The 17,884-nt window shown below is 55.7% G+C and carries 22 protein-coding genes and 1 tRNA gene; 11 read left to right on the top strand and 12 right to left on the bottom strand.

Features of this window, described 5'->3' with window-relative positions:
* Positions 1-2: 2 nt before the first annotated feature.
* The 3 genes from ENN68_06130 to ENN68_06120 all read left to right on the top strand — a co-directional run bounded on the left by ENN68_06130 (position 3) and on the right by ENN68_06120 (position 2,597).
* A complete protein-coding gene (locus tag ENN68_06130; protein ID HDS45653.1) occupies positions 3-1,577 on the top strand; it encodes a hypothetical protein in 1,575 nt (524 codons plus the stop codon).
* A 105-nt stretch (positions 1,578-1,682) separates the two neighbouring features.
* Positions 1,683-1,847, top strand: coding sequence for a rubredoxin (locus tag ENN68_06125; protein HDS45652.1), 165 nt, complete (start codon positions 1,683-1,685; stop codon positions 1,845-1,847).
* Positions 1,848-1,856: 9 nt separating this feature from the next.
* On the top strand, positions 1,857-2,597 hold the full coding sequence (locus ENN68_06120) for an alpha/beta fold hydrolase (GenBank protein HDS45651.1): 741 nt from the start codon (positions 1,857-1,859) through the stop codon (positions 2,595-2,597).
* A gap of 49 nt (positions 2,598-2,646) precedes the next feature.
* Here the strand turns inward: ENN68_06120 and ENN68_06115 are convergent, their stop codons facing one another.
* Positions 2,647-3,381: a hypothetical protein gene (locus ENN68_06115; GenBank protein HDS45650.1), complete on the bottom strand. Its 735-nt coding sequence runs from the start codon at positions 3,379-3,381 to the stop codon at positions 2,647-2,649.
* Positions 3,382-3,554: 173 nt separating this feature from the next.
* Here ENN68_06115 and ENN68_06110 point away from each other — a divergent pair, with 173 nt between their 5' ends.
* On the top strand, positions 3,555-4,565 hold the full coding sequence (locus ENN68_06110) for a DUF1722 domain-containing protein (protein ID HDS45649.1): 1,011 nt from the start codon (positions 3,555-3,557) through the stop codon (positions 4,563-4,565).
* Positions 4,566-4,578: 13 nt separating this feature from the next.
* Here ENN68_06110 and ENN68_06105 read toward each other — a convergent pair whose 3' ends face one another.
* From ENN68_06105 to ENN68_06095, 3 genes are all read right to left on the bottom strand, one after another.
* Positions 4,579-4,908 carry a hypothetical protein gene (locus ENN68_06105; GenBank protein HDS45648.1) on the bottom strand — a complete coding sequence of 110 codons (330 nt, stop codon included), beginning with the start codon at positions 4,906-4,908 and terminating at the stop codon, positions 4,579-4,581.
* Positions 4,909-4,972: 64 nt separating this feature from the next.
* Positions 4,973-5,308, bottom strand: coding sequence for a DUF2073 domain-containing protein (locus tag ENN68_06100; GenBank protein HDS45647.1), 336 nt, complete (start codon positions 5,306-5,308; stop codon positions 4,973-4,975).
* A 45-nt stretch (positions 5,309-5,353) separates the two neighbouring features.
* A complete protein-coding gene (locus ENN68_06095) occupies positions 5,354-6,085 on the bottom strand; it encodes a GTP-binding protein (protein HDS45646.1) in 732 nt (243 codons plus the stop codon).
* A 195-nt stretch (positions 6,086-6,280) separates the two neighbouring features.
* On the opposite strand from ENN68_06095, the gene eif1A reads away from it, so the two are divergent.
* The 5 genes from eif1A (at position 6,281) to ENN68_06070 (ending at position 9,275) form a co-directional block, all read left to right on the top strand.
* Positions 6,281-6,580, top strand: coding sequence for a translation initiation factor eIF-1A (eif1A, locus tag ENN68_06090; protein HDS45645.1), 300 nt, complete (start codon positions 6,281-6,283; stop codon positions 6,578-6,580).
* Positions 6,550-7,398 (top strand): serine protein kinase RIO, encoded by an 849-nt coding sequence (locus ENN68_06085; GenBank protein ID HDS45644.1) that lies wholly within the window; start codon positions 6,550-6,552, stop codon positions 7,396-7,398. The genes eif1A and ENN68_06085 overlap by 31 nt, the downstream gene beginning before the upstream one ends.
* Before the next feature lie 128 nt (positions 7,399-7,526).
* Entirely contained in the window at positions 7,527-8,063 is a 537-nt protein-coding gene (locus ENN68_06080; GenBank protein ID HDS45643.1) for an RNA-processing protein, read from the top strand.
* 92 nt (positions 8,064-8,155) lie between these two features.
* On the top strand, positions 8,156-8,809 hold the full coding sequence (locus tag ENN68_06075) for a protein-L-isoaspartate(D-aspartate) O-methyltransferase (protein ID HDS45642.1): 654 nt from the start codon (positions 8,156-8,158) through the stop codon (positions 8,807-8,809).
* Between the two features lie 22 nt (positions 8,810-8,831).
* Entirely contained in the window at positions 8,832-9,275 is a 444-nt protein-coding gene (locus ENN68_06070) for a phosphatidylserine decarboxylase family protein (GenBank protein ID HDS45641.1), read from the top strand.
* A 49-nt stretch (positions 9,276-9,324) separates the two neighbouring features.
* Here ENN68_06070 and ENN68_06065 read toward each other — a convergent pair whose 3' ends face one another.
* The 3 genes from ENN68_06065 to ENN68_06055 all read right to left on the bottom strand — a co-directional run bounded on the left by ENN68_06065 (position 9,325) and on the right by ENN68_06055 (position 12,090).
* Positions 9,325-10,446: a hypothetical protein gene (locus ENN68_06065; protein HDS45640.1), complete on the bottom strand. Its 1,122-nt coding sequence runs from the start codon at positions 10,444-10,446 to the stop codon at positions 9,325-9,327.
* An 82-nt stretch (positions 10,447-10,528) separates the two neighbouring features.
* Positions 10,529-12,007 carry a proline--tRNA ligase gene (locus ENN68_06060; GenBank protein HDS45639.1) on the bottom strand — a complete coding sequence of 493 codons (1,479 nt, stop codon included), beginning with the start codon at positions 12,005-12,007 and terminating at the stop codon, positions 10,529-10,531.
* 11 nt (positions 12,008-12,018) lie between these two features.
* Positions 12,019-12,090: transfer RNA gene (locus ENN68_06055), tRNA-Thr, on the bottom strand.
* Positions 12,091-12,154: 64 nt separating this feature from the next.
* Here ENN68_06055 and ENN68_06050 point away from each other — a divergent pair.
* Entirely contained in the window at positions 12,155-12,376 is a 222-nt protein-coding gene (locus ENN68_06050) for a metal-binding protein (protein ID HDS45638.1), read from the top strand.
* 145 nt (positions 12,377-12,521) lie between these two features.
* Here ENN68_06050 and ribB read toward each other — a convergent pair whose 3' ends face one another.
* From ribB to ENN68_06025, 5 genes are all read right to left on the bottom strand, one after another.
* Positions 12,522-13,247 carry a 3,4-dihydroxy-2-butanone-4-phosphate synthase gene (gene ribB, locus ENN68_06045; protein HDS45637.1) on the bottom strand — a complete coding sequence of 242 codons (726 nt, stop codon included), beginning with the start codon at positions 13,245-13,247 and terminating at the stop codon, positions 12,522-12,524.
* Positions 13,244-13,921 (bottom strand): DUF120 domain-containing protein, encoded by a 678-nt coding sequence (locus tag ENN68_06040; GenBank protein HDS45636.1) that lies wholly within the window; start codon positions 13,919-13,921, stop codon positions 13,244-13,246. Before ENN68_06040 ends, ribB begins: the two co-directional genes overlap by 4 nt.
* A 156-nt stretch (positions 13,922-14,077) precedes the next feature.
* A complete protein-coding gene (locus ENN68_06035; protein ID HDS45635.1) occupies positions 14,078-14,356 on the bottom strand; it encodes a hypothetical protein in 279 nt (92 codons plus the stop codon).
* 117 nt (positions 14,357-14,473) lie between these two features.
* Positions 14,474-15,268 carry a rhomboid family intramembrane serine protease gene (locus tag ENN68_06030; GenBank protein ID HDS45634.1) on the bottom strand — a complete coding sequence of 265 codons (795 nt, stop codon included), beginning with the start codon at positions 15,266-15,268 and terminating at the stop codon, positions 14,474-14,476.
* Positions 15,269-15,345: 77 nt separating this feature from the next.
* Complete coding sequence (locus ENN68_06025) at positions 15,346-16,593, bottom strand: tRNA (N(6)-L-threonylcarbamoyladenosine(37)-C(2))-methylthiotransferase (protein HDS45633.1); 1,248 nt, start codon at positions 16,591-16,593, stop codon at positions 15,346-15,348.
* 75 nt (positions 16,594-16,668) lie between these two features.
* On the opposite strand from ENN68_06025, the gene ENN68_06020 reads away from it, so the two are divergent.
* Positions 16,669-17,772: a type 2 isopentenyl-diphosphate Delta-isomerase gene (locus ENN68_06020; protein HDS45632.1), complete on the top strand. Its 1,104-nt coding sequence runs from the start codon at positions 16,669-16,671 to the stop codon at positions 17,770-17,772.
* Positions 17,773-17,884 lie beyond the last annotated feature (112 nt).

The following is a 17,884-nucleotide window of genomic DNA, read 5'->3' as shown; positions in this document are numbered from 1 at the left end:
AAATGAGAACGATCACCACGAACTGTCCGGGCTGCTGTATCGCCTGCGGGCTGTACCTGCAGGAGTTCAGCACACCAGAGCTCCCGGAAGGTATGCACAAATTGAGCTTAGCGCATCGCAAACTCGCGCCGATGAATGAAGGTAAGCTCTGTAAGTTCGGGCTGCACCTGCCCGCCCTTTATGAGCGTGAGCCGCTCCCGACCCTCGTGGATGGCCAGGAGACCGCGCAGAACGAAGCGATACGCGAAGCGAAAACGCGATTGGCGCGTCTCACGCCTGACGAAATCGCGTTTGTTGCCCTTCCGAGTACGATCACGAACGAGGAGATCGTGTCCTTGGTCTCAGGAGCAAAGGCATGTGGCAGTCCGAACCTCTGTTTCGGCTTTGAGCAGTTCCTGAGCGTGATACCAGCAGACGCACGGTCGGCGCTCATAAACGGTTTCCCGTTTTATGAGATCGAAGTAGCCACAAAGATCGTGCTCTTTTTACTGGATCCGTACGTGCACTATCCGCTGCTGGCACGCCGGATTTTAAAAGCGCGGCAAAATGGTGCACAGGTGATCGACATCGCGTTCGCGCAGAACTGGCGCGGGATTGCGGATGAGACCGTGCTCATCAATCCTTTAGACCCCGGGAGCATAGCAGAGCTTCGAGATACCATGGCCAACTCGTTGATCATCGGCGAGGTGACGCCGTATACCAGCCTGACATTAATTTCACTATTGCTCAGGCTCGCGGCGGAGACGGCCTCGCAGCTCTTTCTGCTGAAGCCATTTGCGAACTCGACCGGTGCGCTCCTGCTCGGCAGCAGCGAAGCAGACCCGAGGAGAGATCTGTTCGAGATCCTCGACTGCATCGAGGACGGGACTATCAAGGGTCTGTACCTGGTCGAGACTGATCTCTCAGCCGTTTTATCTACTGCAGCTGCGGTGAAGCAAACGCTTTCGCAACTGGAGGTGCTGATCGAGCAGAACGCGTTTCGAACCCCGCAATCTGAACTCGCGCACGTGACGCTCCAATCAGAACCGTTTTACCGGAAGCGGGGTACGATACTCAATATAGAGGGGCGTCTGCTCGAATTAGGTGGCGAATCGACGAACGGTCTTTGTATCCTGGAGCAGCTCGGCAACAACCGAGCGCTCGCAGAGGTGCATGCAGAGGTGAAACATGCATTGGGATTCGAAACGGTGGAGCCAACCGAGTTTGAGATCGCGGCACCCCGCTTGGGAACTTCGATAGACGTCGCAACCTTACCACAGGAGGCACCTGAAAAACGGGCAGCAGTGGATAATGAGCACTACGTGCTGTGGTACAAGACGAATCCGTTCTTCTGGACAGGTATACGTGATAAAGGCTTTGTGGAGATCAGCCCGGCCGCGATGCAGGCCCTGGGCTTGTTCGTCGGGGATATGCTCATCACCGCAAACGAATCGGAAGAGAAAACGGGATTCAAGGTCACCGAGGTACCGGAAAAGCTGATCGTGTCTGAAGATCCGCTAGTGGTACATGAAAGCGTGCCGTGGCGAGCGGTACAGAAGAGCGGAGCCGTAAGGAAGGTAATCGTGAAGCGAGCGTAACGGGAGGACAGCACAGAGTAATACTACGGTATGCTGATTTACGGTGCTCTAACCGCATCACCTTTATAACCAAACAGGGAGAATGGAACTGGTGGTGAACCGACTATGACAAAATATGAATGCCTGATCTGCGGCTATATCTATGATCCTGCGAAGGGCGATTCGACTAGCGACATAGAGCCGGGAACGGCCTTTGAAGACCTGCCCGACGACTGGATCTGCCCCGATTGTGGCGCGGGCAAGGAAGATTTCGAGCCCGTAAAGGAATGAGCTAGCTGAATGAACCAGCCAGAGCTGGAGCAGGTGATCACATTCTATACCGATCGGCAGCGAATCGTGGGGAACCTGCGCCTGCCGTGCCGTAACGCTCCCTGCGTCCTGACGTTGCATGGCCTGGAGAGCAGCAAAGACAGTGGCAAGTGGCCTCAATTTGCAGCGCGTCTCTATTCCGAAGGATTCGCCTGCCTGCGCTTCAATTTCCGGGGCAGTGGCAGTGGCGCAGAGCGGAGCGAGGGCGCGTTTGAAGACACGAGTCTGACCGGCAGGATCGCGGATTACCGGAGTGCGCTTCAGTTCCTGGCAGACTCAGGAGCGGTAGATATGGAGCGTTTGGGCGTTATCGGGTCCAGTTTCGGTGGCATGGTCGCGATCGCGGCCCGCGATTCGCGCGTCAAAGCCATGGTCTGTCTCGCAACGCCGCATACGTTGTCACGAATAACGCAAGCAACAGGCGAGTACGAGGAGCTGCCATCCGGGCGACGACTCCACAAATGCTTCTACGATGATCTTCAGCGCTATCAGCTGTTAGAATCGGTAAAAAGCGCGCCGCCGGTGCTCATACTTCACGGTGCTCTGGACGAGCTGGTGCCCGTCGAGCAGGCGCTGGGGCTATACGAAGCTGCAACGGAACCCAAACGACTGGAGATCATCGAGTACGCTGATCACGTCTTCTCACGTCCCGAGCACCTGGCACGGGTGATTGAGCTGAGTGTGGACTGGTTGAAGCAGTATCTCAGTTGACTGTTCCCTTCCGTTTCGCTCTGCAGGATTCTAGCTTTAACCCAAAGAGCTACTGCAATTCCTGCGGACTAACAGGCACTAATTTGACCTGCTTTGCATCTTCCAGATCGCGGCTGTAGAGGTGCAACGAATCACTGTAATCGATGATCCGAATGATCGTACAGTTGTTCGGCTTTATCACCTCGCGATTGAGCATCTCGATGAGGCAGACGATGTTCGATTGCCAGGCCGTGAAGAGGTCCCGTGACCGCCAGGTAAGATGGACGTCCACCGTGCCTTCTGGCACGTACCGGATCTGTATTCGTTGCAGGCAGGGTGGAGAGCTTCTCTGGAGATCCGCGGGTACATACCAGGTGATCGCCTGGGCTCTGTTCGACGTGATGTTATCCTTAATCTGCTCAGCTAACGCATCCTTTACCAGCGCCAGTTGATCCACATCATTCACGTCTGGCAGAGGTGCATATCGTGCCAACCGTGCGAAATAGAGATAGCTGAACCGCTCCTTTTCGGGCTTCGCGCGGTACTCTTCCAGGAATGGGCGTGTGAACTCCCTGCAATAGTCCTTGACCCGTCTGAAGGGGTATTGCGGGTGTAATTCATGTGCCTCGATCTGCTTAATCGCGTTCCCGGTCATGCTGATCAGCATGCAGGAATCACGAATCGTCTTCCGCTCATCGCCGCCACCGATCACCAGCTCGGGCCCTTCACGAAGTACCGCATGGATCGCCTTCGCCCATGCGTTGTGGAAATTCCGCTCCTCGAGCTGATGCACAAATAGTTTCATCTGGTAGGGTACACATTTAAGGTAGCGTGCGTTGTTATAAGAGTTCGCCGTGTGCTATCGCGCCCCGGTCAGTGCGCCGCTTCCTCGATGCCCGATACGTGCGATTGCGTGCGCTATCTCAGGGCGTCGCATGCACGGTAGCTTTTAATTGCAAGAAGGAAGAACGGGGTAGTATGGAGCCCTTTCCGAGGCCGGTGGTTGTGGTCAGCGCATGTCTCGAATTCGAGAAGGTCCGGTACGACGGTCAGGTTATTCCGTGCGCAATCGTGCGAGAGCTCGAGCCGTATGTTGATTACATCACGGTCTGTCCCGAGGTTGCCATCGGACTTGGTATACCCCGTGATCCAATCAGGATCGTTAAAATGGGTGATGAGAAGCGGCTGATCCAGCCGAAGACGCATGAGGACATCACAGACAAGATGAACCGCTTCACGACCGGGTTCATCAGCTCGCTCCCTGCGGTCGACGGCTTCATTTTCAAGTCGAAATCGCCCACCATTGGGCTGCGCGGCATCAAGATCTACGCTGGTGTCGAGCGGTCGCCAGCGATAGAACGTGCCAGCGGGTTCTTTGCCGAGCAGATCATACACGCCTACCCAGGCTTTCCCATGGAGGAGGACGATCGCTTACGCAACGAAACGATCAGGCACAGCTTTCTCGTTCAGCTCTTCTGCTTCGCCGATTTCAGGCGCACGGCAGCCGAGCGGTCGCTTGCCGCATTGGAAACGTTCCATGAGAAGAACCACTTTTTGTTCGCTACCTACAGCCCGGTGGTTCTCGCCGAGCTGTACGAGGTGCTCAGTAGAAGCGCTGGGATGACGATTGATGCTGCTCTAGCGGCCTATTTTGCGGTTCTCACAAAGCTCTTCCGCCTGCATCAGACACCTGAATCAAGAATCCAGGCAGTTCAACAGCTCTTTGCTCGGTATGCCGGCCTGCTCAGGAGCGAGGAGCGGACCTTCTTCGCCAACGTTATTGCGGAATACCGCCAGAACAAGATCTGCTTCCCCTGTCTGCTCGAGCTGCTTACATCCTACGCGTTACGGTTCGATGACGCGTTTACCGTGAATCAGCGGTTAATAGAGCCGTATCCTAAAGAGCTCATGGCGACCGTCGACCCGAAACGGGACAGAGATTTCTGGAAGGCAGAGCCGCCTCAGGCCGAACGTGAGCAGGATGAATGAGCGTAACGCGTTATCACTGCTTCCCCTTCTTCTTGAACAGTGAGGAGAGCGGAACCACGTAGGTGCCATCCTTCTTTATCCGCATGACGATCTCTTTTCGCTCCAGCAGTGCGTCCAGATTCAATTCATACACGCCAGGACTCAATATCCGTAAACTCTCGATCTGCTCGATCTCAGCAGGTCCCTGCTCATCTACCTCTATCCGTTCCACCAGCTCGGCCGCACTCAATTCCTCACCGGGCCGCAGATAGAGGAACAGCTTGCCGCCACATTCCGGACAGCCCTTCAGCATCGCATCGGTGAGTCGTTCAAAGATCTTCCCGCACCTCAGGCATTTGTGCATCTTTCCGCTTCGCTCCCTCACGCACTCACACACTACGCACTCATTCACTCACTCAATCACTCAATCAGACTGCAGAGACAATCGTGCTAATCAGATCCTTATCCTTCTTGATGGTCCGCATGACGTTCGCCGGCCCGATCACGGTCAGCCGCGTCTTCTTCCGCAAATTGAATAACCCGCGCTTCGCGGGATAGCCACTGATCTCGATGCCCGGGAACTCCTCGCCGATCTCTGTCATGGTGAGCTCAATGAGCTGCATCTGCTCCTCGGGTGTCAGGCCACCCTCCAGGATCACGATGTTGCCCGCCCTCACGCCGTCCAGGACGAACCGTAACTTCTCCATCGAGCTCATTGCATTGATCTTATCTTCGGAGATCAGATCCATCTTTATTTCCGACATTACTACTCATCCATTCTCCCTTTTTCTTCGAGCCCCGTTCTTCGCTCACCTGAACCTCCGCATCATTTCCCGGTACAGTGCGTCCATGTTATCGCCCTTCAATGCCGAGATGGGAACGACCGTGTGCTGCGGGAACGCATCCGCAATCCGCTGCGGTGCCGAATCTGCAAGATCGATTTTGTTCGCCGCGATGATCACCGGGATAGCACGTGCCTCCAGATTACCGATGATCACAATGTTCGTCTGGGTATACGGATTCTCTGTTGCATCCATCAGGAGCAGGACACCGTCAATATCCTCGAGCCACTTGATCGCCTCGATAACACCTTCTGTGGCTTCTTTCGCCCGCTTCTTCGCCTCTGTCTCCTCCAGGCCAAAGGCCATAAAATCGTGAAAATCGATCTTCGTCGCCAGTCCAGGCGTATCCACGATATCCAACCGCAACTTCGATTTGGCTTCAGCAGGCGTGAATGCTGCAGTCCCCGAGGAGGTCGTGGGGTTCCCGGCGGAGTTGTGGTAGAGATTCTGCAAGGTCCGCGATTTCAGATCGATGATGATCCCGCCTCGCCGCACCGCCCGTCGCGTCTCGTGTGGTATCTCCGTCGAGGTACCAATATCCTCGTTCTCGTCCACGAACGTATGAATGATCCGATTCGCCAGAGTCGTCTTCCCCGCGTTCGGTGGTCCGTAAATGCCGATCTTTACCGTTGCCCGTCTGAAAAATAGTGCGCGAAACAGCCGTGCCAAAATCCCTTTTCGCCTCGTTCGCCCGGTCATTATTCGTCTATCCTTCCTGACCACACTAGCACAGACTTACCCGATTCGATGCTTAAAGTTAATATGACCATACCCCTTTGTTTTCATAATATCGCCTTTCATTTAAAGATTTCGTCACGACGCGGGGGGTTGCGCCGGGTAATGCGGGGCAGGAGAGCCGTTTCATAGCGCCGCGGCGGAATAAGGGGGAAGATCGTGCAGACGCCAGAGGAAGAGGAAGAAGTAATACGGGTGCGAATCCCGCAGAAGCGTAAGCGGGAGGTGCTCGGGATCGTGGAGAAGATGCTCGGCGGCCGGCGCGCGGTCGTGCAATGTGTCGACGGCGTTGAGCGATTGGGTCGTATACCTGGCCGTTTAAAGCGACGGCAGTGGATCGCCGTCGGCAATGTCGTCATCGTCGTCCCCTGGGATTTTCAGGATGAAAAGGGCGATATTATCCATCGGTACACGCGACCACAGGCAGAATGGCTGAGAAAGAAGGGCTATTTGAAATAGAGAAGTGGTTGAGCGACCGCCAGTTACCGAAGGGTAAAAAGAGAAAGAAGGACTATCGCGATCGGAAGACCGAAGAGTATGTCTTTGACGTTTCCACGCTTGAGACGCTCTACAAATTCGTAAAGAAAGGGCTTCTCCTGGCACTCGGTGGGCCGATAAGTCGAGGCAAAGAGTCGGTTATTTTTCACGCGCTCGGACCTGATGATGAGGAGCTGGCGATCAAGATGTACAAGATCAACACGGCCAATTTCCATGCTATGCTCGAGTATATCATGGGTGATCCGAGATTCAAACATCTCAAACGAGACCATCGGAGTGTCATCTTCGCTTGGGCCCGGAAAGAGTACAGCAATCTCAGGCGCGCCTTCGAACTCGGCGTACGCGTGCCCAAACCGATAGCCTACGAGCGTAACGTCTTAATTATGGAATTCATTGGCCAGGACGGGATCGCGGCACCGCGACTGAGAGATATCCCCCCCGAATCGCTCGTGGAGCTCATCGAGATCGAGGAGCTGTTCACGAGTATCGTCTCTGCCATCACCACCCTGTATCATGAGGGCTCGATGGTGCATGCGGATCTCAGCGAGTTCAATATCGTGATGGACGGTTACGTGGAGCGTGAACTCGCCCCTGAGCCCTCAGCGGGCACGCCAGGTGCGATCGAGCCGGTGCTCATCGATATGGGGCAGGCGCTCCTTCTGGATCATCCTCAAGCCGATGAGTTCCTCAAGAGGGATGTACACAACCTTACCGTCTACTTCTCCAAGCTCGGTCTCGAGCGCACAGACGAGGAAGTACTCCGGCTGGTACGGGGGTAGGTAATCCCAGATCGAAGGGACGCGCGGCGCGGCGTGCCCCAAAGTTTATTAAGCGACCGCCCGGTTTTAATTGGTACGGATAGGAGATTACGCTACTTGAACGATCGGTCATTCCGGAGCAGTGACAAATGGTAACACAGCACGTAAAGATACCCCGTGAGCGAATTGGCGTGCTCATTGGTCAGAACGGATTTGTGAAGGACGATTTAGAGCGCAAATCAAGGAGCGCCATTACCGTGGACAGCATTGACGGCGAGGTCTGTATCGAGAGCCCGGGTGACGGCGATCCACTTCTTGCGCTCCGTGTGGCTGAGGTGGTAAAGGCGATCGGCCGGGGGTTTTCACCCGAAAATGCGCGTGCACTCCTTGATGATGAACTCCTCCTCTTCGAGGTGATTTCACTCGCGGATCTCTCGCCGAAGACCTTAAGCCGGACAAAAGGGCGGGTAATCGGGCAGAATGGGAAGACGAGACGCGCGCTCGAGGCTTTGGCGGAGGTGAAGATCTCTGTTTACGGGAAGACGATCAGTTTACTCGGGTATGCAGACAAGGTACGGGTGGCGAGCGAGGCAATCGATATGCTCATTCGCGGTGCGCCACATAGCTCGGTCTACCGGTTCTTAGAGCGCAAACGGAAGGCGGAAGAGGAGCAGTTAGGATGGTGAGCATCCGGCAAACGCCGCGAGCACCTGATAATCACCCTTATACCAATAGAAAGCGAAGTATAAACCAACGGTGAGGTATTTCGGAGGCGAAGATGGAAGAGGAGCGTACTTTTGAGGAAGCACGACTGAGGATGACAGAGCATCTCAGGAGGATGGGCGTACACGACCGCGTAGTGAGCGCCATGTCGCGGGTCAACCGGCACCTCTTTGTCCCTGAGAAACTCAGTGCGGAGGCTTATGCCGACTATCCGCTTCCCATCGGCGAAGGACAGACGATCAGCGCGCCGCACATGGTGGCGATGATGTGCGACTACCTCGAGTTCGAGGAGAGTGAGCAGGTGCTGGAGATCGGTGCGGGCTCGGGCTACCATGCCGCGGTGGTTGCTGAACTCATCGGCGCGGCAGGGCACGTCTACTCGGTGGAGCGGATACCGTGGCTGGTCTCGCTCGCGACCACGAATCTTGCGCGTGCGGGATACACGACTGTCACGGTGATCCAGGGAGATGGCACGCTGGGCCTGCCCGAGCATGCGCCCTTTGATAAGATCAACGTGACCTGCGCGGCACCCGACGTGCCACCACCGTTACTGGAGCAGTTGAAGGTCGGCGGAAAGATGGTCATTCCGATCGGCAAGCACTGGCAGGCATTGTATCTGGTGGAGAAGAAGAACGGCGTGACGCGCGAGCGAAAGACCGATGTGGCTTTCGTCCCTCTGGTAGGGAAGTACGGCTTCGCGGAACGCTAACACGGAGGGCAGCGGAAAGCGTATGAGGACCAAAGAGCTGATTTCACCGGCGAGCGGTAAAATATTACGGTTTGATGCAGACCGGCAGATGCTCACGATCTTCATGCATCTCCACAATGTGCACCTGACGGTCGCGCCCCTGGATGGCGTGGTGACGCGGATAACCCCGGAACAAGGAGCGTTCAAGCCCGCGTTCATCCGCAGCGCGGACTTCAACACGAGAAACACCATTGAGCTGAGCACGGCCTTTGGGAACATTTGCGTCGTGCATATCGCGGGCTTCCTCACCCGTAAAATCCTCTGCGATGTACAGGTGGGGCAGCAGGTACAGCAGGGCGAGCGGCTCGGGAAGATCTGCTTTGGCTCGCGGGTGGATATCAGCGTACCGGACGGCTTCGCACTGCTGGTCACGGAAGGTGCGCGCGTGCGGTGCGGCAAGACGCCGCTCGCACGTAAGGCAAAATGACGAGCCCTCGTACCGACCGATACCGGCCGCCTTACGGCCCGATCACCAGCTACTGCGTCACCGAGTGCTGCCACCACTGCATAATGTACTCGGGCAGCCGGAACCCGCGCTGATTCAGTCGCTCCACGAGATGCAGGGGCAAGGGGCTGAGTGCGAAGGTCGCGCGCTCGTAGAAGGTGGTGGGTGAGGACTCGATGATGAAACTCTCGGACTCGCGCGCTAGTGTTGATTCCTTGCCCACGATGGAATAGGCGTAGACGCCGAACTCCGTTTGCTCACGAGACCACTTCAAGATAGATTCCGTCTCACCAGACCATGAGATGAAGAATAAGAGATCACATGCACGGGGCCGTGGAGCAAACGGTCCGGCCAAGTACGCTTCGTCGCCGAGCGCTCGTTTGACATGCTGCAGCCGGATCGCGGTCATCTTGGCAACGTTCCGCGCTGGTCCGACTCCGCCCAGCGTGATGCGACTCCTCGTCTCCAGCCGGTCAATGACCTTATTATACATCTCTGAGCATACGAACCGATCCACGAACTCACCGATTACTTTAGATTCCGCGTCGATCTTCTCAAATACCGCGGAGTCGTCTTTTCCCTCGTTGATCGCCTCTTTGGTCTTCTGGAAGAGTAGCATTGAACCCAGCTCATAGACGTCATTCATAATGCCGTGCTTCAGGAACTCATTCGCGTCATTCGCTGCGTGCACCCGCCCGTGCAGCTCGACCACGTGTCCATACTCCTTCTCGGCGACTCGGCCGATCGCGGAGCGCGGGTTCGCGACGACCGCGGCGATACTGAAGTTCTCGCTCTTCGTACGCTCAATATATTCAGTGAGCTGGTTGACGACGATCTTTGGCGTTGTCGTCTCACCACTGCCGGAGTTGACGAGGAGCACGATACGGTCATACTTCTGCTCCAATAGTGGGGCTGCTTCAAGGATGTTCCGACCAGGGAAATCGATGTCCACAAATGTCCGCACCTCACGGTCAAGCTGCCCCATCCCGATGTACAACGCGCTCTGCGATCGTCCCTCGCCGAGGAGAATGATGCAGTCCGCGTCGGCAAGGACCTCAAAGAACAGTTTAAACTCGTCCCGCTTAACGTTGTGAACGTTTTGTATAACGCCATTAATGTAGCCGACTTCGCGGCTGATGTGATAGGTTCTCATGACTTTTATCCGTGTGTATGTATAGCTAGTAACTGACGAGAGTTTTTAGTATCGTTTTTACCTTGCTCTTTCGCGTGCTCGCTCAGTATGCACGGGCCACATATACCCGTTTTCCGGGTTGAGCACATATGACGCAGCGTCCTGTGCTCGCTTCGTTCTCAGCAGTTTCCACGTTGGAAACGGGCTCACCGAGCACACTGACCCCGAGTTGCTCCTCTAACTTCTCTCCGCACTGCTCGTTCTCACACAAAAAGACCGAGACCACGCCCTGCTGTGCACACTCAAACAGCTCTGCGGGGTCTTCGTTTGTGTTATACATCCGGGCATGGAGCTGCTCCTCTGCAGACTCGCGGATGCTCGTTTGAATCTCCTCCAGGGTCCGTTGTACTTCCTGAACTACCGCGTTCAGAGGCACCTGACGCTTGGCTGAAGTATCCCGCCGCACCAGTAAGCAGCTCTCGTTCTTAAGGTCGCGGGGCCCCAGCTCGATCCTGAGCGGCACACCTCTCATCTCCCAGTGGTAGTATTTCGCCCCCGGTCGCTCGTCCGAGTTATCGAGGATTACCCGTATGCCCGCCTTCTCTAACTCGGCACGTACCGCAGCACAGGTCGCTTCAACTGAACGGCTCCCGTCGTTGCCCCAGTCCTCTTTTCGTGAGAAGACGATGGGCACCATGACGACCTGAATGGGCGCAACGGTGGGCGGGAGCACCAACCCATGGTCATCGCCATGAATTCCGATCACCGAAGCCACGCAGCGTTCCGAGATGCCGTAGCAGGTCTGATTCACGTACTGCAGTGACCCGTCTTTGTCCTCGAATTTAATATCAAACGTTCGCGCGAAGCTCTCACCAAGCAGGTGGATCGTGCCGATCTGCAAGGTTCGTCCATCAGGCATGATGGTATCGAAGGCGATGGAATAGGCCGCGCCGGGGAATTTATCCCACTGGGGGCGCCGCGTGATGAGATAAGGGACGGCGAGCTGGTCAAAGAAGCATTTATATAACGCTACTGCCTTTTTCACCTGCTCTTCCGCGTCTAACCGGGAGGCATGTGCCGTGTGTGCCTCCTTGAATGAGGTGATCTCGCGAAGCCTGATGAGCGGACGTGTGTGCTTCGTCTCGTACCTGAAGGTGTTCACGATCTGATAGACGCGGAGCGGAAGATCAGCATGCGAGCGTATCCAGACTTTGAAGATGGGGTACATCGCGGTTTCCGAGGTCGGCCGAAGCGCGAAGGGGATTTCCAGTTCCGTGCTGCCACCCCGGGTCACCCAGAAGACCTCCTCCTCGAAGCCCTTGATGTGTTCCTTCTCCTTGAGCAACTCGTCCTCAGGGATCAGCATCGGGAACTGCACCTCCTCGTGCTCCTCATCAAGAAGCGACCGCAGTATCCGGTAGACGAGGTTCCGTAACTTGTAGCCGTAGGGGAACCAGACGTAGACACCTTTTATGGGGTACCTGACATCCAGGATCTCCGCACGCTTCAAAATCTCACTGTACCACTCACTGAAGTGCTGATCCTTGGGAATAACAGTCTGCGTGTCCTCTTTTTGCGGCATCGTTGTTGGCAAGCCGCTGGAGGGATTCGAACCCCCGACCCGCTGATTACGAATCAGCTGCTCTACCTCTAAGCCACAGCGGCATCCGTGCACGTAATTCTATGAGAGCAATAATATTTATATGCTACAGTGTAGCAATGTAATTATATGAAGAAGGAGGAGCTGGTACATCTCCATATGTTATTGGCCCAGTTGAAGAAGTTTTGTGAGCAGCACGGCTTGGATTGCGATTTTTCGAAGTATCAGGAGCTTGAGATCTCGCCCTTCCAGGTACACCGCAGCAAGGATGAGCACAAGCAGGCCATTTTTGTGCTCGGCACAGAACTCGCGTCCATGGCTGCGAAGCACAACTATGCGGTCTACAAATAAAATAGACGCGCGCCTATTTCGCGGTTCAATGAGATCGCGCTTTCTTCTGATTTATGAGGTCCGGTAAGCGGGGTGCAATAACACTAAATATTGTTATTTGCGTTGTTTGTATTACGTTTTACAGATAAAGTCGTATTTGAGCAGCTCACGGGCCACGGCAGAGCTCGCGATAGGCAGACACAATCTCCGCGCCCTCCATGAAGATTATCCTGCGCTCTGATGCGAACGCCTGGGCGTTGTCCTTGGAGAGCGCACGACCCGACGCGTCATCCAGCATCTCGCAGATTACCATTGCGGGCGGAATGCCCGCGAGCAGCGCCAGGGCCACCGAGAGCTCGGTCTGACCCCGCCGTTCTTCGAGTAACCTCTCTGCAGCGCGCAGTAATGAGACGTGACCAGGACTCCGGAATTCATTAGAGAAGCTAGCGGTGTCACCAGTCCCGTTGAGCACGCTTGCCACTGCCTCCCCTATCTTCCTGATCGTCAACGCACGGTCGTAATCGGTGATGCCGGTGAAGGTATCGCGATGGTTCACCCAGAGCGAGAACGAAGACCGCTTATCATAGTGCAGGTCGCCTGCACCTTCCACGATCGTGCTGAGGAACGGATAGGTGCTGTTCACCGTTCGTAGAATATCACTCATGAGCGGCAGTCCCAGCCGCTCGGCAGCAAGCGGATGAATAGCAACACAGATAAGACCGCCGGCTTCGTTTCTGAAATACGCCACCTCCCGCGGTGTTATTGCGGACGCCGGGAGCACAAAGTCGGTCTCACCCTCTCGATCCGCCGCATCGTAGATCAAGACGAGATGCCCCGCTCGCACCGCCGCGATTCCTCTGAGCACCGATTCGGGAACGGTTTCGCTGCTCATGTTTCCTTTATCACCACCCGGGTTCGTAGCTCATCTCCGTTCTTCAGCCCCAATTCGCCGCGCAGATAAACCGGTGCGATGATCTCCATAATATCCTCGGGATAATGGGTCCGTTCGGGTATAATAACTGCGCTTTTGATACCCTCTGCACGGTCATCAAGGATCTTGCAGGGGAAGCACTTGGCACCGCCGAAGGTCCGATTTTCCGATTCGAAGCTCTCAATCTTTATTCCGGTTCGCTCATCAAGCTTCTTACGCGCGACGATGCAGAGCAGATCGAGGCTGAGGTTCAACGTGCCCGGAAAGGGGATGAACCCCAATTTCGACTCGAATTGGCGTTTATACCCCTCAAGTGTTGTGTAATACCCACCCTCGCCGAGCCCGGTGACCAACCGCCCGGCGATCTCAATCTCGATCGTCGGGCGCGAGAAGAAGAGCTCTTGATATTCACAGCATTCCTTTCTGAGGACCTCAACGCCCGCTTTGGTGAGCATGATCCATTGCCCGTCTGCAGTGATTCGCCGGTGTACGAGCCCTTCACGCTCCAACTCCTGGAGTCGTCGCGCTGCGGTTTGCACACTTGCCCGAATAGCATCGGCGAAGTAACCCGATGAGAGCTTGATCGGCTGCTTCATCGCGCCCTGCAAGGCGAGCTTGCGCAACGAGATGACAATATCGCCGTTGATCTTCTTCACGCTCATGCCACTTTGGGGATATATCTCACATATAGGCGGTGCCCTATATAAATGCTGCTCCTACCCGCGATCTAAAGGGCAGCCCGCATCTACCACGAAGAGGCATGCGTGCGACCCGGGCGCAGGGCGAGTTAGCTAGTCCGGTGTAAATCGTACGTTCTTCTTCGTGTAGCCCCAGCCCGCGCAGATCGGACAGGGGAGTGCCAGGCTTCCCGGCTTTCGACCCGTGCCATTACAGAATGTGCACTTGTGTCTCAGTCTGAATGATCGGCGACCGGTCCCTCCGCAGATGATGCAGGGCAGTTCAGAACTACCCGATCGTTTTCCCGTGCCATCGCAATAGCCACACCGGTATTTCGGCATCTTTCGTTCATCTTTGCGGTCAGACCGCTCCTCCACTGACTTCAACTTCATACCGCTCTTTTCTCGTACGTGAAACATATCAGGCACGCTCCGCATATAAGCGTTCCGATAATATCGCTCGCCCTGATATCCCGAGGATGCGCCGCACGCACGACAGCGATCAGACCCTCAGTACTGAGCCGTTTTTCCTTTCAAATGGTACCCGGCAAGTAGTCCAAAGAAGAGCCCGGAGAGGTGCGCGGTATGGGCGATCATATCGCCCGAGCCGATCAGCATGAAATCGATGAGCGCGAAGAAGATCACGGCCATCCACATATCCAGCGGAATGAAGAAGAAGAGATAGACCTTCATTCGCGGCATCAGGACGGCGAGCGTGGCGAAGATGCCACTGAGTGCGCCACTCGCGCCCACCGCGGGATTAACGGCGGTCAAACTCCAGCCGATGCCCGCGATAATGCCTGCAAGGAAGAAGATGATCAAGAATTTGGTACTCCCGATCCTGCGCTCCAGCACGGGCCCGAAGAAGATGAAGAAGAGCATATTGAAGAAGAAATGCTCGAAGCTCCCGTGGAGAAAGACATGCGTGACCAGGGTCCAAGGTCGGTCGAGGACGAGCACGGGATTGAGGATGAGGTGCGCTGTATAGCTCGGGATGAGCAACTGGAGCACAAATGAGCTGGCTATGAGGAACATCAACAGGAAGGAGTAATTTCCGGTCAAGATGCCGAAGAGACTGTGTGCACCCCTATCGCGACCGGGTTTCCAGCCTTTTTGTTCCGGTCCAAACGCGGCGCGACCTGCTGCGGACTCTCGAGCCGCGAGCTCTTTCCGGTACGCCTCAAGTCCCACGCACCAGTGTTGCTCAGGCGAGATATGCTCGGCGCAGAGTGTATCGCCACAGTATTTGCAGCGTGAAACCGCCGATTTGCCACAAACGGTACACGTAGGGCGTAACCGCGTCATAGCTGTGAATTGAGTGGCGATGCATTTAAAAGGTGGTCACTTATGCACACACGGAATCCCTCCGATGAGCGATCTCGTTAGCTAGATCTGCCGATCAAATAGGAACTCGTTGCCGACATGATCGTTACCGCACATGAGGAGCCAAGCGGCAGCTCTTCGCGGAGTACGACCATTCGATAGGCGGGATCACGCCCGATAACACCACCCTTCTTGCCCTTCTCCGTGATGAGCACCGGAACCGTAACCCCTTCGACCGCTGCAGTAGTCCGTTCGCCGCCGAGTTCATGATAGCGCGCGGTGATTTTGCGTGATCGCCGTTTCTTATCGCGTTCCAGCAGATCGTTCAGCGCTGCGGCCTCAGTACCGGGCCGCGGCGAAAATTTCGTGATATTCACTTTCTCCGGTTGCAATGCTTCCAGAAGGCGCACGGATGACTGGAAATGCGCCTCGGTCTCGGTAGGGTAGCCCACAATGAAATCCGTGGAGATCGTGCAATCACTGAATCGATCCCGCAAGCTCGTGACGATTGCAATGAAATCCGTGACCCGGTAATTACGCCGCATAGCTCGCAGCACTTCGTCAGCGCCTGACTGCACCGGCACGTGGAAAAATTTGAAGACCTTCTCGGACTCGAAGGCATCCAACAGCGGGTCTAAAATTGGCAGGACGGTAGCAGGGTTCATCATGCCGATACGGATGCGGAAATCGCCTTCGAGCGCGGTTAACTGCTCTACTAATTGGGGCAACGTGACGCCGTGCGTAGCATCAAAGCCATAGGCACTGCAGTCCTGAGCGGTGATCCGAATCTCCTTCGCACCCCGTGCTACCACGCGCCTCACTGCTTCAAGAATCCACGCCGGCCGGTAACTTCTCAGCTCGCCCCGTGCCTGCTTCACAATGCAGTAGGCGCACGATCCGAGGCAACCCATGGCTATCGGGACAACGCTGACAACTCCCTCCAGGTCAAAATCGCGTGTCGCATGCCAGCTCCTCTGAATCTCAGCGGGCGTTATCAGCAATACCTCCTCGCCCAGCACACCTTTGAGTAATTCCGGCTGTGCCGCGGCCATGCAGCCAGCAACAACCACTACTTTACCCGTTGCTTGTAACGTCCGCAGCCGCTTGAGCACATTCAGTTCAGTTCGTTTTGTTACCGTGCACGTATTGAGGATAACCACCTCCGCGTCCTGCGGCCCCGCCACAATAGTGTGCCCGGCGTTTCTGAAGAAGGCCTGTAGCTTTAACGTATCACCGAGGTTCGCCGTGCACCCGAAGGTCTCGAGATGAATCTTTTGCGGCTCAGGAAAGCAGATCTCAAGCGGCATTGCTCAGGTTTGCGGCTTTTGGGCGCGCCAAACAAAGGTAATCTTTTTTTAGAAGAAAAGGGTTTGAATGTAGACATGAATCAGACCTCAAAGCGGAAGATCGAGCAACTCAGGATTTGTGCAGAGGAGGATGTTGAAGTGAAGGAGAGTTGTTTTGCTGATGTCCGGCTCCTCCATGTCGCGCTCCCGGAACTCGATAAGGAAGAAATCGAGTTGCAGACGGAATTCCTTGGATTTACCTTCAACTATCCCATTATGATCGCCTCGATGACCGGTGGCCATCCGGAGACGAAACGGATCAACGAGATTCTCGCGGAGGCTGCGCAGAGACTTGGTGTGGGTATCGGTGTGGGCTCACAGCGTGCGGCCCTCGAGGGCACCGAGCAGGAAGACTCGTTTCGCGTGGTGCGTGACCTTGCGCCCGATTCGTTCATTTATGCGAACCTGGGTGCGCCGCAAGTGAAAGTATTCGGGGTTGCGGGTGTTGAACGCGTCATTGAGATGATCGATGCGAATGCGATCGCGATCCACCTGAACTTTTTGCAGGAGGCTATTCAGCCGGAGGGCGACGTGATTGCACGCGGCTGCCTCGCGGCGATCAAGGAGGTCTGTGAGACGATAAAGAAGCCGGTGATCGTCAAGGAGACCGGTGCAGGGATCAGTTATGCGGTGGCAAAGAAGCTGCATGAACTCGGAGTAGCGGCGATCGACGTTGGGGGCTTTGGCGGCACGAGCTTAGCGGCTGCTGAAATTTACCGTGCGCACACTGAGCAGGATGTGCTCGGAGTGCATTTAGGGCACCTCTTCGGCTGGGACTGGGGCATACCAACGGTCGAGAGCATTGTGGAGTGCAGTGCGATCCCCTTCCCTATCCCGATCATTGCCACGGGTGGTATACGAACCGGTCTTGACGTGGCCAAGAGCATTGCGCTCGGCGCGGATCTCTGTAGCGCGGCCTTGCCGTTCCTGAAACCCGCATTGGCGCAGGACAGCGCAGACGGCGTTGTGGCGAAGATCGAGGAGATGGGCGAGGAATTGAAAGTTGCCATGTTCCTGACCGGCTGTCGGAGTCCTGGCGATTTGAAGGAAGCGGAAGTCGTGGTGACCGGAAAGACGCGTGAGGTAATGGAGCAGCGCAACTTGATGGAGCGTGTGAAGCGGCGAAAGAAGTCCATCTGAATGCGCGATCCTCTATCTACCTGGGCCCCGTTCTAAGCTCCGTTTTTCGGCTCGGTGCACAAGCGCGTAGCTTTAACGGCTCGCACCTTCACTTATCTGGGGGGTGGTATGA

Source organism: Methanomicrobia archaeon (genome assembly GCA_011049045.1).
Lineage (GTDB): Archaea > Halobacteriota > Syntropharchaeia > Alkanophagales > Methanospirareceae > JACGMN01.
This window is presented reverse-complemented; position numbering and strand designations above follow the sequence as displayed.

What these genes read in the sequence shown, in the direction of transcription:
- ENN68_06110 (HDS45649.1), top strand. Translation starts at nt 3,555, where the DNA reads ATGGAGCCCTTTCCGAGGCCGGTGGTTGTGGTCAGCGCATGTCTCGAA.
- ENN68_06065 (HDS45640.1), bottom strand. Translation starts at nt 10,446, where the DNA reads ATGAGAACCTATCACATCAGCCGCGAAGTCGGCTACATTAATGGCGTT.
- ENN68_06060 (HDS45639.1), bottom strand. Translation starts at nt 12,007, where the DNA reads ATGCCGCAAAAAGAGGACACGCAGACTGTTATTCCCAAGGATCAGCAC.
- ENN68_06080 (HDS45643.1), top strand. Translation starts at nt 7,527, where the DNA reads ATGGTAACACAGCACGTAAAGATACCCCGTGAGCGAATTGGCGTGCTC.
- ENN68_06035 (HDS45635.1), bottom strand. Translation starts at nt 14,356, where the DNA reads ATGAAGTTGAAGTCAGTGGAGGAGCGGTCTGACCGCAAAGATGAACGA.
- ENN68_06075 (HDS45642.1), top strand. Translation starts at nt 8,156, where the DNA reads ATGGAAGAGGAGCGTACTTTTGAGGAAGCACGACTGAGGATGACAGAG.
- ENN68_06120 (HDS45651.1), top strand. Translation starts at nt 1,857, where the DNA reads ATGAACCAGCCAGAGCTGGAGCAGGTGATCACATTCTATACCGATCGG.
- ENN68_06085 (HDS45644.1), top strand. Translation starts at nt 6,550, where the DNA reads ATGGCTGAGAAAGAAGGGCTATTTGAAATAGAGAAGTGGTTGAGCGAC.
- ENN68_06100 (HDS45647.1), bottom strand. Translation starts at nt 5,308, where the DNA reads ATGTCGGAAATAAAGATGGATCTGATCTCCGAAGATAAGATCAATGCA.
- ENN68_06030 (HDS45634.1), bottom strand. Translation starts at nt 15,268, where the DNA reads ATGACGCGGTTACGCCCTACGTGTACCGTTTGTGGCAAATCGGCGGTT.
- ENN68_06025 (HDS45633.1), bottom strand. Translation starts at nt 16,593, where the DNA reads ATGCCGCTTGAGATCTGCTTTCCTGAGCCGCAAAAGATTCATCTCGAG.
- ENN68_06020 (HDS45632.1), top strand. Translation starts at nt 16,669, where the DNA reads ATGAATCAGACCTCAAAGCGGAAGATCGAGCAACTCAGGATTTGTGCA.
- ribB (HDS45637.1), bottom strand. Translation starts at nt 13,247, where the DNA reads ATGAGCAGCGAAACCGTTCCCGAATCGGTGCTCAGAGGAATCGCGGCG.
- ENN68_06115 (HDS45650.1), bottom strand. Translation starts at nt 3,381, where the DNA reads ATGAAACTATTTGTGCATCAGCTCGAGGAGCGGAATTTCCACAACGCA.
- ENN68_06105 (HDS45648.1), bottom strand. Translation starts at nt 4,908, where the DNA reads ATGCACAAATGCCTGAGGTGCGGGAAGATCTTTGAACGACTCACCGAT.
- ENN68_06130 (HDS45653.1), top strand. Translation starts at nt 3, where the DNA reads ATGAGAACGATCACCACGAACTGTCCGGGCTGCTGTATCGCCTGCGGG.
- ENN68_06095 (HDS45646.1), bottom strand. Translation starts at nt 6,085, where the DNA reads ATGACCGGGCGAACGAGGCGAAAAGGGATTTTGGCACGGCTGTTTCGC.
- ENN68_06125 (HDS45652.1), top strand. Translation starts at nt 1,683, where the DNA reads ATGACAAAATATGAATGCCTGATCTGCGGCTATATCTATGATCCTGCG.
- ENN68_06050 (HDS45638.1), top strand. Translation starts at nt 12,155, where the DNA reads ATGAAGAAGGAGGAGCTGGTACATCTCCATATGTTATTGGCCCAGTTG.
- ENN68_06070 (HDS45641.1), top strand. Translation starts at nt 8,832, where the DNA reads ATGAGGACCAAAGAGCTGATTTCACCGGCGAGCGGTAAAATATTACGG.